Raw genomic sequence first — 15,577 nt, forward strand, 5'->3', positions numbered from 1 at the left:
TTATTTGATGTAGTGGTCGGGAAACCAACTATATCTTATCACGAAGAGAGGCCTTTCTTAATTTTAATACCACGCTATAAGCTCTCCGGAACCCCCGGCATAGCCAGGGGTTTTCAAATGACATAAACAAAATGACGAGATTACATCCAGGTGATCTCGTCATCATTTTATTTAAATACTGTATTTTTCTCTTGCTCCCATAGCTTGAGTCTCACCGGTACATTGGGGACCGGTTCCTTATCCCGACCTCATGGGAAAATCTGGGATGGATTTCCTGTCCCTAAGTCCCACTCTTCCATATTTCCGGTTGATCAAATTAAAGTATTTAATGGTAAAGCACAAGCAATTTTAGGCGAACGATCTAGTGGATATCCACAGCTTGAGGTCTATTTCACTAATGGACAAGAGTTTTTTGGATTTGAATCAAAGCGAGTAGTAAGGAATTGGATTAAAGCAATTGATCAAGTTGTGTTGGGGCAAGACCCAGTAATAGATAGATTAGACAATTTAACAATACCAGGGACAGAATTTATTACCAGTACTATAAAGGATACGATTAATACGGTTAAAGATGTATTAGGAAAAACCCCAATAAAAGTCTCCCAAAAATGCGAATCTTGTGGAGCGCCTATTTCGGGTTTGGAGGGTCAAGTCATTAGTTGCCAATATTGCGATACGAATCAACAATTGAAATCGAAATGAGTAGGATAAATGATAAAATGAGCATTTCAAAGAATTAATTATAAGAAAAAAAGAAGATTAGCTTTTTTATTAGTAGTTCCGATAACGGGGAGATAAAGAAAAATTGTTTTTTTTAATGTTTTCCAAATTTTAGTTGTAATTTATTTTACAAATATGTACAATTCACTTATATACAAAACGAAACGAGGTCATTGCAATGCAGGCAAAAGTCTTTTTTATTAGCGCAGCAGTTGCTGTAATAGGAACTTTATTACCTTGGGTAGATGCAGGTTTATTTAGTGCAAAAGGTATTGACGGAGATGGTATGATTATTGTTTTATTAGTAGCTGCTAGCTTAGTTATTCATTTTATTTTTAGACAAAAAAAACCATTAGTCATCAATATTACACCTATAGTTGTTGGCGGGCTTTCTTTGATTATTACTATCATTGCATTTTTCAATGTTTCTTCACTGTCTTCAGAAGCTTTAATAGGAGAATTTGTCAGCCATGGAGCAGGATTATACCTATCCACATTTGGTGCTATTGGCATTTTCGTTTCCGGTATTATTGGCTTTAAAAATCCACCAGCGGTAGAAACTGTTGCAGAAATAGAAGAAGAGAATAAAATCAGTTAAAAGGTACTTCAAAAATGTTACATAAGTAAAGGAACTTTATTTACGTAAGTAGCGCGGATAACTTGGAGAATCACGTTAAATTTCATACCAAAAAAACAACGCTATTAACACGATAAATAACAAACAAAAATGCTTGGATTATTCAAAGCATTTTTTTATTTCTCTTTATTACTCTTATTCTACTATTGCACCCATTACTTCGCGTACATTCTTTCACCATTTCAATAGAGTAAAGACAATTGATACATAATCAAATCACCTTTAAATAAAACTTCGTAATGTCTCCTAAGACTTTTATCAAATTGCTTAGCGTGGAGATTCGATTTACTATGCTTTCTCTTAGAAAAACATCAGTAAAATAAAACCAATAGATATTATTTCTCAATATGCTATAATGAAACATTGGTAACAATAATGAGGAGGAATATTTTTATATGGTTGTAGAAGTTGGAAGTAAGGTACAAGGTAAAGTAACAGGCATCACTAATTTTGGAGCATTCGTTGAATTATCAGAAGGAGTAACAGGTCTTGTGCATATCAGCGAAGTAGCAGATAGCTATGTAAAAGACGTTAATGACCATCTCAAAGTAGGCGATCAGATTGAAGTAAAAGTGATTAGTGAGAAGGAAGGGAAAATTTCTTTATCAATCAAAAAAGCTATAGAAAAACCCCAAGAACAAATCTCCACTTATTCAAAACGTCCATCGCGACATGGAAGACCAAACAGCCATTCCAAAGATTTTCGTTCTAAAGGAAATTTCAAACCAAAAGAAAGTTTTGAAGATAAAATGGCTAGTTTCTTAAAGGCTAGTGAAGAAAATTTATCAACACTCAAACGTAGCACCGAATCAAAGCGCGGTGGTAGAGGCGGTAGACGCGGATAACCTAAATTTGTTTTGTCATTAAGATCATATAGGAGTAGTATCAGGATGGTGCGGATTTACAAGAATTTGCCCATTATAAAAACCTCAATTTTATCTATGAGATATAAAGATAATATTGAGGTTTATTTTTTAACTAAATCACCCTTTAGTGAATTAAGAATCTGAATTAATGTAATTTGATATACACACTATCTTTATAAATTATTAATCAATGAATTAGCAATTTTAATAGCATCTTCTTTTGTAAATTTATTTTCTTTTTTTTCAACTGTTTCAAAGTCCCACGTTACAAGCCCAACGCTATACCGCATTACATATTCATCATTCGGGATTGGAATTTCCCAATTGATAAATATTTCATCATTTTTATCAGAGAAATAACCTGTAATGCCTTTATCTAACTTAATTTCTTCTTTTCCTATTTTTGGTGTAACTTCAGATCTTCCCGACACAATAACTTTTATACTTTGATCATCCCCGTAATACATCACTTCTATGACATCACCCATATACATATTATCAACTTTGACTTCCTTTATTTCTATTGGTATGTCGCTTAATGTAGGAACAACAAAACTTTCTGGATCACGTACTGGATTTTCTTTATAGGCTTTAAACAAATAGGGATACTTTTTAAATAAAGCCTTTACAGAGGGAGTTAAATCTGTATGGTCAATGTTAGCATTTATATTTGTTTTTGAGTTTTCATTGTTATCTACTTCATTGCCAACAGATTCATTAGGATTATTCTCGGTTTTTGAAGAACAACCTACTATTAGGGCAGTTATGAACAGAAGTAATATAACAATAAAACCATATACCCTTTTCTTCATTTAATACACTCCTCTTTAGTATTCCCTTCTTAAACAAACCTTCTCCGTTACTTCAATAACTCTATAACTCAACAATAACATAATATTCCAATATATTTTCAAATAAATAAAAAAGACGATCTAATTTTAATACCGCCTTGTTCAACTCTTGCACCGATTACTTGAATAAGGTTTTGGCATTTATCAAGCATACTTATAAAGCATTTTATTATTTTATTTTATGAATTTACGGAAGGCCACTTTCTATTCAATTGAACGCTTAATAAAAACAGTATTATATTATAAATGCAAAACCCAACTAGTAATAGTACTGCTTCGTCTGTATAACTTATCGGACCTAATCCACTATGACTATTAAAATAATCTTCTTCTGTTTTATAGTAAATCCAAACCATACTTGAAATAGAAACATAAAAAAATATTAGAAGTGCAGATTTTATATAAAGTAAAATTTTGTTCTTTGAAGAAATAACACACATAGTATATAAAAAAATAACACCATACACTAGCATAAAAATGATTATGTCAGAAATCCCGATTAGTTCCAATTTACTGCCTCCTTATTAAACAATCCTGCCCCGTTAACTTACGAACATTTCTTCACAAACACTTATCTAAATAATATCATATTTGTTAATAAATTCTAAATTACCTTACAACTCATCAAGAAATTAACTAACTAAATCGTACATCAATGCTTAACGTTAATTAAACATGAAATTATTGATTTAATAACAAAAAATGTAGTGCTAAACCCTATGTGATTTAGCACTACATTTGTACTTCTATTATATATGAAGACTATGAATTCGTATGAATCATTATACTATCTTTCACCAATAATGGTTTTGTTCTTCCCTGAATTCTTGGCCTGGTATAAAGCTAAATCCGCTCCTTTAAATAGTTCCTCCTTATTCATACCAGCTACGAGCTTCTCTACTCCTATACTAACGGTAACACCTTTACCATTTAAATCATCAAAAGCCAGGTTAGAAATCCTCTCTCTGATCTTTTCAACCTTTTGAATAACTTCTTTCGTGGATGGGCCTATCGTAATAATTGCAAATTCCTCACCACCATAACGGGATGGAAAATCATCACCTTCCATCTGTGATTCTATCAATTTGGCAACCTCTATAATGACATAATCTCCGGCCCGATGTCCGTATGTATCATTGATTGATTTAAAGTTATCAATGTCCAGAATTGCTAGATGAACATTTAATTTTTCTGGTGAATCAAAACTAAAAATGGATTCCAGATGTTCATGAAATGAGCGGTGGTTATATAGGTCCGTTACTGGGTCAATCCGTGTCAGACTTTCCATCTGTATAGTTTTAGTAAATAACTCTTGTTTTTCCTTCTCTGCCTCAATTAATTTATTCGCTACTTGATAACTGTGTTTGATCAGCTTGAATAATAACAGTGTGACACCAATTAACATAGTAATCATAAAGATTAATTCTGATTTCAGAATAGCTGGTCGGATGGTATCTGAAAAAATGTAAATAAATAAAAAAGAGAAAAGTGCTAGATAAAAGGCAAATAACAACAGCTTAGTCTTATAGAAATATAAAGATATTAATACAGGTACTACTAACAATAAAAGAGCCATTGGTAATGTTTGCAATCCCATGATAATAATATCAATAATAATCGTAATAAATACCATTAACCAATATTCTAAGTGTTTTAATTTCGTTTTATACAATATCTCTAATATTACCATGACAACGACCAATTGGATGGTTGGAGGTACAATTATTTCCTTCACAAACGACCATTTATCATATGCTGTGAAAATAAGATTTGTACTTGTTCCTACGATATATAAACCAACACCAATCCATAAAATATTTAAAATATCTCTGATTAAAGAATAGGTATTGATAACCTCTTTGCTATTCATAAATTTCCTCCAAGTCACAGCAACACAACTAACCGCTAGTGATAACCACGATAAATAAGAAAACGTCGTCTTTCCTAACGGATCGTAAAATTTATATTCGTTCTCCTATACCTATTATAGTACTCTGATTAATTGTTATAAAGATTTTAACGCTAGACAAAATTATCCAAAAATTAACTTAAACTTTAATTACTGTTCTAGTTGCGGATGTCTAAAAAATGGGTCGAACGTTAATCTTAGTTGGAAATTAAAACGTCGAGATTATCTTGTGGTAATCTCGACACGATATTATTTAGTACTCTCAATTATTCATGTTCTACTTCTCTCTTCCACCCTATCCACTACTTTAAATAGAAACTGATAAATTACTAGAAAAGCTTCCTCTAATGTAATCTCCTCATTAAACTCTTCTACATAATCCAAAGCAATATTCAAATCCCACATGCCATCCTTTTGATTGAATATCAATTCGAATCTCGCATCATCTCCTTGCAATTCTTCACTCAACGTTTCTTTTAGAGATGACTGAAATTTCTGCTGCATTTTTAATCCTACCAAGACGTCGTATGTTCCAAAGACATCACTCACTTCCAACGAAACCGCATCAACACCGATTAGTTCAAACCAATTCGATTCTAAGTATAGGAATTCATTCTTCTGTTTTTGCAGGTAGTCAATTGGCTGTTCTAAAAAGGCAAATGATTCAATAGAAAGTGTTTCTTCTGTTTCTTTATTACATCTTTCCAAGTAAGCATCTTTAAAACGTGTTTTTGGATCTTTTTCTAATAATGTAAGCTCATTCGGTATTAACGCATAACTTTTCAGGTAATCCATTTCTTCTTGATAAAGTTCAATCTTTTGTGGCTCTTCACTAACCAATCGTGTTATATATTGTTTCATTCGTTTTTGTAACATTGGTATATCCTCCTGAAATTGCCTTTCGTATTTTCGCACTCATCGAGTACGTTTTCCTGAATTGCGTTTTGGTCGAGTATTTTTCGATTTTCTATTGGAAGAAGTCGTTGCTAGTCTCCGTCCGTCTCTCCTGTGACCTTTAGAATTTTTAGCTTCTTTTCTCTTCTCACGGTTTACTCTTTCATAATCCTCGCGATCAGGAATACTAATTCCTTTAATTACCTGTATGTCGAATTTTTTCTGAATCCCTTTTTCAATCATGCGTAGGAACTCCATATCTTTAGGAGCGACTAACGTAATAGCAAGCCCCTCTCCACCTGCACGGCCAGTCCGTCCAATTCGGTGAATATAGCTTTCCGCATCCTGTGGTATATCATAATTATAAACATGTGTTACCCCTTCTACATCAAGTCCTCTTGCCGCAACATCTGTCGCAACTAAGACTTGAGTTTTCGCCTCACGAAAACGTTTCATCGCTTTTTCACGTTTCGATTGGGATAAATCTCCATGTAGCTCATCAGAATTATAACCATTTGCAACTAATGCATCATGAAGTTTTTTAGCTCGAATTTTTGTACGACAGAAAATAATCGCTAAAAATGGACGATGTTCTTCGATTAAATGGAATAACGTTGCTTGCTTTCTTCTATCGGTTGTTTCAATAACAACTTGTATAATTTCATCAACCGTCACAGTTTTTTCCTTTACTTCGATGAAATCTGGATCTTTCATGTATTTGTTAGCTAAGGTGCGAATTTCTTTAGGCATAGTTGCAGAGAACAGCATTGTTTGTCTAGTAGATAGCGTCTCATAAATGATGTCGTCTACCTCTGGGAGGAAACCCATATGTAACATTTGGTCAGCCTCATCTATCACTAGCATCTGAACTGTTGAAAGATCGATAGTTCCCCGGCGAATGTGGTCTAATAATCGACCAGGCGTGGCAACAACAATATGCTGAGCACCTTTTAGCTTCTTTAATTGATGCGCCACATCTTGACCACCATATACCGCTAACGTATTGATACCTTCTACATTTTCAACCATTCTCTTAATTTCTTTTGATATTTGCTGCGCTAATTCTCTAGTTGGAGTTAAAATAAGTGCTTGAACATCGGACATGCGTACATCAATTTTTTCTAAGATAGGAAGTACAAAAGCCAGCGTCTTTCCGGTTCCTGTTTGCGCTTTTGCAATAACATCCTTCCCTTCCAGTACGGATGGAATCGTCCGTTCTTGGATGGGAGTTGGAGTTACTATTCCTAATGACTTTAATGTATGATTAATCTCTTTTCGAATTCCAAGTTGTAAAAAGTCAGCCAAGTCTATTCACGTCTCTTTTCTTCTATTATTGCCATATTTTTCTGGAGGCTTGTTTACTATAGCATAATTTTAGTATTTGCAGAGCGAATGGGATTATTATTAATTGAAAAGGTGCCTGACACCACCCGAAAAATGTCGAATGTTCGACAAATTTCGGGTGGTGTCAGACACTCTCATGCTCCAAATGAACCATCAGAACTATCCTTCTGTATCCTTTTACAGTTTCCCTTCATTATTTAATTTAAATTTATACCTAGTTTATAAGTGACAAGAACTTTTTCACAATGTTAGTATGGGAAGTATGTGTTTTTTGGGGAGTATTTTTGCCCATAAAACAGTAAAATCCATTGCAGGAGTCCCAAAGCAGTTTCCGATAAATAGTTAATACAAATGAGACAGCTCATTATATTATTTGTTATTTATGCTAACTACATTGGTTTCTGGAAATAAAGGAGATGGTGTTTTCTAGTAGGTTTAGTCAGTTTTATTTTTTTATTATTCGAGTAGTTAATAAAAGGAGGTAAATATGGGTTTCAAAGGTTTATTAAGTAAAATGAAGAATATTGGTCCTGGAACGATTGTTGCAGCTGCCATTGTGGGACCAGGGACGATTGCGACAGCATCACAGACAGATGCAGAATTTGGTTATACTCTTATTTGGGCGGTTGTATTTTCATTAATTGCAACGATGATTTTACAAGAAATGTCAACTAGACTAGGTGTCGTATCACGTATTGATTTAGGTAGAGCCTTTCGAGAGCAATTTAATAACCGAGTATTAAAAACGATAACTATAACACTAGTTATCTCGGCAATAACGATTGGAAATGCAGCTTATGAGGCAGGTAATATTACTGGTGGTGCAATTGGTTTGGCAACTATTACTAATATTCCTGTTAATGTTTGGGGAGTTGTTGTAGGACTCGTTGCCGGATTATTCCTTTGGTTTGGAAATTATAAAACGATCGAAAAAGCATTTGTTGTTTTAATATTAGCAATGAGTTTGAGCTTTTTCTTAACCGCAATCGTAGTGAAACCTGATTTAAGTGAAATGGTAGCTGGATTTATACCTACTATTCCAGATGGAACAACATTACTTGTCGTTTCATTAATTGGAACTACGATTGTGCCATATACCTTATTCTTACAGTCTTCTACCGTACAAGAACGGTGGAAAGATAAATCAGGACTGGCGGAAAGTAGATTTGATATTATCTTTTCCCTCCTAATTGTGATAGTAATAACCATTTCGGTGATGGTGTCTGCTGCTGTTGCTTTCCCAGCTGGGACAGGTATAAGTAATCCGACTGAAATGGCTATTCAATTAGAACCATTACTAGGTTCATGGGCAAAATATATTTTCTCTATTGGAATATTTGCAGCCGGAGTAACATCCGCCATGACCGCGCCATTAGCAGCGGCTTATGCTACAGCTGGTGTCCTTGGCTGGAGTAGAGATCTTAAATCTGGTCGTTTTCGTTTTATTTGGGTATCTATATTAGCTATCGGGGTTATTTTCTCGGCAATTGGTTACAGCCCAATACAACTTATTTTATTCGCACAATATGCAAACGGACTAATCCTTCCAGTTATTGTTTTACTATTAATGTTCGTTATGAACAATAAACGCCTACTTGGCGAAAATACGAATCCACAATGGATCAACATTGCTGGCTGGACAATCTTTGCTATTACTCTACTACTCTCTCTTAACTCATTTGGAATATTGTAAAGTTAAGATGAATTGAAATCAAAAGTGCCTGACACCTCCCGAAAAATGTCGAACATTCGACATTTTTCGGGAGGTGTCAGGCACCACCAACTTCTATTTATCTATTATNTTGAGCCATATTTTCAAACATTGTTCCTGGTTTTCCATAGTTGCAATATGGATCAATCGAAATTCCTCCACGTGGGGTGAATTTTGCCCATACTTCGATATATCGTGGATCCATTAATTCAATTAAGTCTTTCATAATCAAGTTCACACAATCCTCATGGTATGCGCCATGATTACGGAAGCTAAACATATATAACTTCAATGACTTACTTTCTACCATTCTCTTATCTGGAATGTAAGAAATGTAGATCGTAGCAAAGTCCGGTTGACCAGTCATTGGACATAGGCTCGTAAACTCTGGAATATTAAATTTAACGAAGTAATTATTCTCTTGATGTTGGTTTTCGAATGTCTCTAGTACACTCGGATCGTAATCATATTCATATTTTGTGTTTTGATTTCCTAATAATGTAAGATCTTTTGTATCACTATGTTTCATTATTATTTTCCTCCTACTCTTATTTTGCTGCCTGTACAGCTGGTGTTTTTGTCGGTTTAAAGTCGGTTATATTCGGTTCATAGATTCCAAGTTTCATAACGAAATGTCTAATTCCTCCAGCAACAATTAATTGCATCAACACTTTCGCCACCCACTGTCCAGCAACTGCATACGGAACTAACTCCCATGACACGTATCCAAGCCCTAATGGCCCAATTCCAATAATGACAAACACTGCCGAATCTAAAAATCCTGCCACAATACCGGAATACAGTACACGTCTTACAAATGGTAGTTTGAATCGTGTATAAATTTCCGTATCCGCTGTCTCAGAAATGATGAAGCTAAGTGTGGAAGCAAATACGACCCATAATGCATCCCCTAATAAATGACTCGTAATGGCTGACAACGCCAGTGCTGTCGCAATCCACATATACGTTTTCCCGCGGCCATATTTATTTTGCACCATGTCACGCATGACAAGTGTCAAACCAATAAATAATGTCCCATACGGAATAATAAACAAACCAAGATTCAGTGGGGCGAACTTCGCTGTAATGACATTTGCTAGAACGATAGATAATAAGTAAATGAGAATTCTATACATGGGCACGACCTCCTGCTAAGTAAGCATCCAGGCCTTGTTTTCGTAGTTTACAAGATGGACATTCTCCACATCCATCCCCAATGATCCCGTTATAACAGGTCGTTGTATGCTCTCTAATATAATTTAGTCTTCCCATTTCATCCGCCATTTGCCAAACTCCTGCTTTATCTATCCACATTAATGGCGTATGTATTTCAAAATTGTGGTCCATCGCCAGATTTAACGTCAGATTTAGTGATTTAATAAAATTATCCCGACAATCTGGATAACCACTAAAGTCGGTCTGACTTACTCCTGTAATAATATGTCTTGCACCAATGCTTCTAGCAACAACGGCTGCAAACGATAGGAAGAGATGATTTCTTCCTGGAACAAATGTGTTGGGCACTTCCCCTGACTCGTCGATGGCGATATCTTTTCGCGTCATCGCATTATCGGTCAGTTGATTAAGCAAATTCATATCGAGAATCGTATGCTTAACCCCAAGATCTCTCGCGATTCTTTTCGCTGAATCGAGTTCTGAGCTATTTCTTTGCCCATACAAAAAAGTGACGGTTTCAACGTGATCAAATTTCTCCAAAGCCCAAAGGAGACATGTCGTTGAATCTTGCCCGCCACTAAATACTACAACTGCTTTTTCCATGATGTATTCCTCCCTAGTTTTGTTTAAAGAGGGGATGGTTTCGAACCCTCTGCGTTAACAGTATACCGTATTATTTTCGATTAGCAAACTTTAAGATGGTTCCGGGTACGTAAATCTTTGACGATAAACACCCCTTCCCATAATATAAAAGAATAAACAGAATGTTAGGGTGAATACAATGAAGATCTTATTAGTCGAGGATGACCGCACGATTGCGTCGGGGTTAAAGTTTTCCTTGAAACAAGAGGAATTCGAGACAATCCTTTGTCATGATGCAGCTGCGGCAACCGATATCATTCAACATCAACTAGAAGATATAGACTTATGCCTCTTTGACTTAAACTTACCAGACGGTAATGGTTATGATTTGTGTGAACGTGTAAAAAAACAGAGTGATATCCCGGTTATCTTCTTAACGGCCTATGACGATGAAGTGAATGTCGTGATGGGACTGGATATGGGAGCAGATGATTATATTACGAAGCCCTTCCGAATTCGGGAGCTTATTTCTAGAATCAAGTCCGTTCTGCGCCGCTACCATCGTCCAGGACAAACGAAAAATATTATTAATATCAAAGAAATTCAGGTAAATACGCTCGAAGGAAAAGTGTATAAAAACGGAACCGAAATACTACTAACTGCCTTAGAATACCGTCTCTTCCTTATTTTCGCGAATCATATTGGACAAGTCCTTACCAGGTCACAGCTGCTTGACCGAATTTGGGATGTAGCTGGTGATTTTGTCAATGACAATACATTGACGGTCTATATTAAACGTTTACGGGAAAAATTAGAAGACGATCCACAGAACCCGACCTTAATCAAAACGGTTCGCGGGATGGGCTACAAGGTTGGTGACTAAGTTGCTTCGTAATCGCGAGATTCAAATTATATTAATCATTCTTTTTTCTATTACAATTATCGGAACTTTTGTAGCAGGTTTTCTCTTTTCTAGAAGTGCAGCACTTTTCGTACTTGGAATATCCCTACTCCTCATCCTGTGCATGTATCTTTTCACAAGATGGCGTTACAAAGAAATTGAGAAACTATCCGGATACTTGCAGCAAATTTCAAACGGTGATTTTCGGTTAGACGTTCGGGATAATTACGAAGGAGAACTGAGTCTGTTAAAAAGTAACATTTACAAAGTAACGAAGATGTTATCCGATCAAGGAATGGTATTACATGAAGATAAAGCAAAATTAACCGATGCGATTTCTGATATCTCCCATCAATTAAAAACTCCCCTCACCTCGATGGCGGTGATGGCAGATTTATTGTATGAAACAAAATTAGAAGATGAAAAACGACGAGAATTTACTCGCAATATTCAAGTCCAGCTCGAACGGATGGAATGGCTCGTTTCTTCCTTATTAAAACTGTCCAAGATTGATGCAGGTACAATTTTCTTTAAAAAAGAACCGGTGTCCGTCCCCACCCTTATTGAAAAGGCATTAGATCCGTTATTAGTGCCAATGGATATAAAGATGCAAACGTATTCGATAACTGGCGAGGAGCACACATCATTTGTCGGTGACTTCAACTGGACGGTCGAAGCACTCATCAATATTATTAAAAACTGTGTCGAACATACACCAGAACAAGGTCATATCGCTATTTCCTTTTCCGAGAATGCATTATTTACCGAAGTCATCATTGCCGATAACGGTAAAGGCATTCCAAAAGATGAACTACCATACATATTCAAGCGGTTCTACAAAGGAAAAAACGCGAGTGATGATAGTGTCGGCATCGGCCTAGCTATGGCACATAGTATTATTACGAGTCAAAAAGGAGCAATTGAAGTAACAAGTGATTTGCAAGCTGGGACAACGTTTCATATTAAATTTTATAAGCAGGTTATTTGATAGCAGATAAAAATAAAGATGATCAGTTGTTAGCATAAAAAAATAGCGTCAAGCCATCTTGACGCTATTCCTATTATTATATTTCTACCCCCACTCTGCCCCATGTTCACGAATAAATTTAATCTCCTTCCGATAATGTTCTAGATGCCCTTCATCGATCATCTTTTGAAAAGCAGCATCTCCTTCTTGTGCTCTATTGATCGGTATACTTACAAAATCCTTCTAACTGTAATAAAACCGTCTCTAATTAATTATCTTCGTAACCATCTATTTTATCAGAATACTTCTATTTTTATAACCTCTTTTCCAAAAATTACAATACAGAGCTTAAAAACGCTTGAGTACGCTCCTCTTTTGGTTGGTCAAATACTTCTTCAGGACTTCCATACTCAACAATTTTCCCGTCATGCATGTAGACTACCCAATCCGCAACTTCTTTTGCAAAGCCCATTTCATGGGTAACAACGACCATTGTCATTCCTTCCTCTGCTAATTCTTTCATCGTTGCTAGTACTTCCCCAACTAGTTCCGGGTCAAGGGCAGATGTTGGCTCATCAAATAACATGACTTCCGGTTCCATCGCTAAAGCTCTTGCAATTGCTACACGCTGCTTTTGCCCACCGGATAAGGTCGACGGATATACATCATACTTATCCCCTAAACCAACCTTATCTAATAGCATCTTTCCTTTTTCAATTGCTTTTGACTTAGGAATCCCTTTCACTTGTGTCGGTGCTTCGATAATATTTTCAATGACTGTTTTATGTGGAAATAAGTTAAAATGTTGAAACACCATCCCAACACGTTCACGAACCTTATTTAAGTCATGGGTTTTCTTTTCAATTGGTTCTCCATCGAGGATGATTATCCCACTATCCTTCATTTCAAGGAAATTAAGGCAGCGTAGGAGCGTACTTTTTCCGGAACCACTAGCACCTACTAATACGACAACTTCACTTTCCTTAACGGTAAAGTCAATATCTTTTAGGACATGTAAATCACCAAACGACTTATTTAAGTTTTCTACTCGAATCATTTCTTGATTTTTACTCATCTTTTCGCTCCTTTCTTAATCACTTCTCGCTAATTTTTTCTCAATGTAACGAACAACTAACGTTAAGACTAGTACGATGACTAGGTAATAGACAGCTACAACTAGGAAGTAAGTCAAGTAATCAAAGTGGTTTGATCCTTCTGAACTTGCCACACCAAATAATTCTTGAAAACCAATAAATGATACTAAAGAAGAATCCTTTACACCGATAATAAATTGGTTCCCTAGAGATGGAACTGCTCGGCGAAATGCTTGGGGTAATATAATTCTTCGCATCGTCTTCCCAGCTGTCATCCCTAATGATCGACCTGCTTCTGTTTGTCCTTTATCAATCGATTGAATTGAGCCGCGAATAATCTCAGCAATATATGCCCCATTGTGGAATGCTAGACCGGCAACTCCAGCCCAGAACATTGGTATTAACATAATTTCAACCAATCCATAGAACAGCACAAAGATTTGTACGATAAGTGGCGTACCACGAACAATCCAAATATAAACATCAGCAATCCACTGTAATGGTTTTATTTTGGAGATTTTTAATATGGCAATAAATAAACCAATGAAAAATGCAACGATAAGGGAGGCAACGGATAATTGGAGGGTTTTCCATAAACCATGTAAAAATAAATCATAACTACCTATAAATACTTCTATAAAATGCGACAAATAATTTCAACTCCTTATTTAAAAGGAATGTGTGCTAGACACACACATTCCATGAGATTACTCCATTTCATCTGGTTCTTGTGTAATGTCTACGCCAATCCACTCAATCGATAACTCTGCAAGTTCTCCACTATCTTTTAATTCTTGTAATGCTTCATCAATTGCTTTTAGAAGCGCTTCGTTATCTTTCGCAACAGCTATTGCTTGTTCACTCACACCTAACTGGCCGCGATTTTCTACTTCTAATCCATTTTCAATCGCCGTTTGACCAGTAATATCATCAGTAATTACAGCATCATGGTGACCGGCTGCTAATGATTGTAATGCCACGACATCACTATCTACTTCCGGAATATTATCTGTGTACTCTTGAGCCATTTCGATGTAGGTGGAACCTCTCGAAACGGAAATTTCCTTCCCTTTTAAGTCATCCGCTGACTGGATATCACTATCAGGTCGTGTATAAATTACCGGGCCAGAATAGTAATAAGGCTCAGAGAAGTTAACTTCTTTTAAGCGATCTTCCGTTATCGTATGACTTGCAACGGCAATATCATAACGGCCTTCCTTCACCCCTGTTACAATTCCAGAAAACTTTGCTTTTTGTTGCACAGCCTCTAAGCCAAGCTTCTCTGCAATTGCTTCAGCAACAGCGATATCGAAACCAATCATCTTTTGTCCTTCCATATAACTAAACGGTTTAAATTCCCCAGATGCAGCAAACGTTAATTTACCATCTTTCACGAGATCAAATTCTGAACCATTATTTCCACTACTCGAATCATCGTTATTACTTGAATCCGAACCACAAGCAGCTAGAAAAAACATAAGTAAAGCGAAAAATAGTGCAATTTTCAGTTTTCTCATTCCATAAACAATCCCCTCATTTAATTTTTGAAACTTTGATTCCCTTGTCTAAGGTTCCCTTAAAATTATAGCAATTATCTAAATTGGACACGAATTCCAAATTTAAGGATAATTACTCTTCGTTTTTGAAGGAAATCCATTAAACTTAAATAGCTTAACGATTCTTACGTATGCTGTAATATTTTTTAATATACTTTGTCATACTCGGGATTTAGTTTTATAGGGGATGTGCAGTGTGGGGTGTAAAGTAGCATTGTGACAGCATTAACTCGCCATTTACAAAATTAGCTGTGGCGATTCCTTTTTATGGGGAGAAAGTGCTCTGTAGTAGATGCCGGGGTGATTGTATGCATGTCTGTCAACTTCATTTCTAGCAAGATACTTAGCAAATTAAACTCGAGATTGCTT

The 15,577-nt window shown here is 35.9% G+C and carries 16 protein-coding genes and 1 pseudogene; 6 read left to right on the forward strand and 11 right to left on the reverse strand.

The features are described 5' to 3' along the window. Positions 1-204: 204 nt before the first annotated feature. The 3 genes from IEV35_RS18210 (at position 205) to IEV35_RS18220 (ending at position 2,202) form a co-directional block, all read left to right on the forward strand. Complete coding sequence (locus IEV35_RS18210) at positions 205-702, forward strand: hypothetical protein (RefSeq protein WP_188386088.1); 498 nt, start codon at positions 205-207, stop codon at positions 700-702. 196 nt (positions 703-898) lie between these two features. After that, on the forward strand, positions 899-1,318 hold the full coding sequence (locus tag IEV35_RS18215; RefSeq protein WP_188386089.1) for a hypothetical protein: 420 nt from the start codon (positions 899-901) through the stop codon (positions 1,316-1,318). A gap of 434 nt (positions 1,319-1,752) precedes the next feature. Beyond that, a complete protein-coding gene (locus tag IEV35_RS18220; protein WP_188386090.1) occupies positions 1,753-2,202 on the forward strand; it encodes a S1 domain-containing RNA-binding protein in 450 nt (149 codons plus the stop codon). A 194-nt stretch (positions 2,203-2,396) separates the two neighbouring features. Here IEV35_RS18220 and IEV35_RS18225 read toward each other — a convergent pair whose 3' ends face one another. The 4 genes from IEV35_RS18225 to IEV35_RS18240 form a co-directional block, all read right to left on the reverse strand. Beyond that, positions 2,397-3,035, reverse strand: coding sequence for a hypothetical protein (locus IEV35_RS18225; RefSeq protein WP_188386091.1), 639 nt, complete (start codon positions 3,033-3,035; stop codon positions 2,397-2,399). Positions 3,036-3,861: 826 nt separating this feature from the next. Beyond that, positions 3,862-4,944, reverse strand: coding sequence for a GGDEF domain-containing protein (locus IEV35_RS18230; protein WP_188386092.1), 1,083 nt, complete (start codon positions 4,942-4,944; stop codon positions 3,862-3,864). A gap of 309 nt (positions 4,945-5,253) precedes the next feature. After that, positions 5,254-5,859: a branched-chain amino acid aminotransferase gene (locus tag IEV35_RS18235; RefSeq protein ID WP_188386093.1), complete on the reverse strand. Its 606-nt coding sequence runs from the start codon at positions 5,857-5,859 to the stop codon at positions 5,254-5,256. A 39-nt stretch (positions 5,860-5,898) separates the two neighbouring features. Beyond that, positions 5,899-7,182, reverse strand: a complete 1,284-nt coding sequence (locus tag IEV35_RS18240; RefSeq protein ID WP_188386094.1) for a DEAD/DEAH box helicase — start codon at positions 7,180-7,182, stop codon at positions 5,899-5,901. A 526-nt stretch (positions 7,183-7,708) separates the two neighbouring features. Here IEV35_RS18240 and IEV35_RS18245 point away from each other — a divergent pair. Further along, the gene (locus IEV35_RS18245) at positions 7,709-8,914 is read left to right on the forward strand and encodes an Nramp family divalent metal transporter (protein WP_188386095.1); all 1,206 of its coding nucleotides are present in this window, start codon (positions 7,709-7,711) and stop codon (positions 8,912-8,914) included. A gap of 97 nt (positions 8,915-9,011) precedes the next feature. Here IEV35_RS18245 and queF read toward each other — a convergent pair whose 3' ends face one another. The 3 genes from queF to queC are packed head-to-tail and all read right to left on the reverse strand — an operon-like array spanning position 9,012 to position 10,711. Beyond that, a complete protein-coding gene (gene queF, locus IEV35_RS18250) occupies positions 9,012-9,461 on the reverse strand; it encodes a preQ(1) synthase (protein WP_188386096.1) in 450 nt (149 codons plus the stop codon). A 19-nt stretch (positions 9,462-9,480) separates the two neighbouring features. Beyond that, entirely contained in the window at positions 9,481-10,068 is a 588-nt protein-coding gene (locus IEV35_RS18255; protein WP_188386097.1) for a VUT family protein, read from the reverse strand. Continuing rightward, positions 10,061-10,711, reverse strand: coding sequence for a 7-cyano-7-deazaguanine synthase QueC (queC, locus tag IEV35_RS18260; RefSeq protein ID WP_188386098.1), 651 nt, complete (start codon positions 10,709-10,711; stop codon positions 10,061-10,063). Before queC ends, IEV35_RS18255 begins: the two co-directional genes overlap by 8 nt. Before the next feature lie 178 nt (positions 10,712-10,889). On the opposite strand from queC, the gene IEV35_RS18265 reads away from it, so the two are divergent. Further along, positions 10,890-11,573 carry a response regulator transcription factor gene (locus tag IEV35_RS18265; RefSeq protein WP_188386127.1) on the forward strand — a complete coding sequence of 228 codons (684 nt, stop codon included), beginning with the start codon at positions 10,890-10,892 and terminating at the stop codon, positions 11,571-11,573. A 1-nt stretch (position 11,574) separates the two neighbouring features. Further along, the gene (locus IEV35_RS18270; RefSeq protein WP_188386128.1) at positions 11,575-12,579 is read left to right on the forward strand and encodes a sensor histidine kinase; all 1,005 of its coding nucleotides are present in this window, start codon (positions 11,575-11,577) and stop codon (positions 12,577-12,579) included. A gap of 84 nt (positions 12,580-12,663) precedes the next feature. On the opposite strand, the pseudogene IEV35_RS20250 reads toward IEV35_RS18270, so the two are convergent. The 4 genes and pseudogenes from IEV35_RS20250 to IEV35_RS18285 all read right to left on the reverse strand — a co-directional run. Next, positions 12,664-12,826, reverse strand: a pseudogene (locus IEV35_RS20250) (aminoglycoside phosphotransferase); the annotation flags it as partial. 66 nt (positions 12,827-12,892) lie between these two features. Continuing rightward, positions 12,893-13,633 carry an amino acid ABC transporter ATP-binding protein gene (locus tag IEV35_RS18275; RefSeq protein WP_308419806.1) on the reverse strand — a complete coding sequence of 247 codons (741 nt, stop codon included), beginning with the start codon at positions 13,631-13,633 and terminating at the stop codon, positions 12,893-12,895. Positions 13,634-13,648: 15 nt separating this feature from the next. Next, positions 13,649-14,302, reverse strand: coding sequence for an amino acid ABC transporter permease (locus tag IEV35_RS18280; protein WP_188386099.1), 654 nt, complete (start codon positions 14,300-14,302; stop codon positions 13,649-13,651). A gap of 57 nt (positions 14,303-14,359) precedes the next feature. Then, positions 14,360-15,169 (reverse strand): transporter substrate-binding domain-containing protein, encoded by an 810-nt coding sequence (locus IEV35_RS18285; RefSeq protein ID WP_188386100.1) that lies wholly within the window; start codon positions 15,167-15,169, stop codon positions 14,360-14,362. Between the last annotated feature and the right edge of the window lie 408 nt (positions 15,170-15,577).

Source organism: Ornithinibacillus halotolerans, assembly GCF_014637405.1.
Classification (GTDB): domain Bacteria; phylum Bacillota; class Bacilli; order Bacillales; family Amphibacillaceae; genus Ornithinibacillus; species Ornithinibacillus halotolerans.

Bases quoted from the DNA above. Each gene is read 5' to 3' on its own strand.
- IEV35_RS18275 (WP_308419806.1), bottom strand. From the start codon at position 13,633: ATGAGTAAAAATCAAGAAATGATTCGAGTAGAAAACTTAAATAAGTCG.
- IEV35_RS18285 (WP_188386100.1), bottom strand. From the start codon at position 15,169: ATGAGAAAACTGAAAATTGCACTATTTTTCGCTTTACTTATGTTTTTT.
- IEV35_RS18255 (WP_188386097.1), bottom strand. From the start codon at position 10,068: ATGTATAGAATTCTCATTTACTTATTATCTATCGTTCTAGCAAATGTC.
- IEV35_RS18215 (WP_188386089.1), top strand. From the start codon at position 899: ATGCAGGCAAAAGTCTTTTTTATTAGCGCAGCAGTTGCTGTAATAGGA.
- IEV35_RS18230 (WP_188386092.1), bottom strand. From the start codon at position 4,944: ATGAATAGCAAAGAGGTTATCAATACCTATTCTTTAATCAGAGATATT.
- IEV35_RS18245 (WP_188386095.1), top strand. From the start codon at position 7,709: ATGGGTTTCAAAGGTTTATTAAGTAAAATGAAGAATATTGGTCCTGGA.
- IEV35_RS18265 (WP_188386127.1), top strand. From the start codon at position 10,890: ATGAAGATCTTATTAGTCGAGGATGACCGCACGATTGCGTCGGGGTTA.
- IEV35_RS18220 (WP_188386090.1), top strand. From the start codon at position 1,753: ATGGTTGTAGAAGTTGGAAGTAAGGTACAAGGTAAAGTAACAGGCATC.
- queC (WP_188386098.1), bottom strand. From the start codon at position 10,711: ATGGAAAAAGCAGTTGTAGTATTTAGTGGCGGGCAAGATTCAACGACA.
- IEV35_RS18225 (WP_188386091.1), bottom strand. From the start codon at position 3,035: ATGAAGAAAAGGGTATATGGTTTTATTGTTATATTACTTCTGTTCATA.
- IEV35_RS18235 (WP_188386093.1), bottom strand. From the start codon at position 5,859: ATGTTACAAAAACGAATGAAACAATATATAACACGATTGGTTAGTGAA.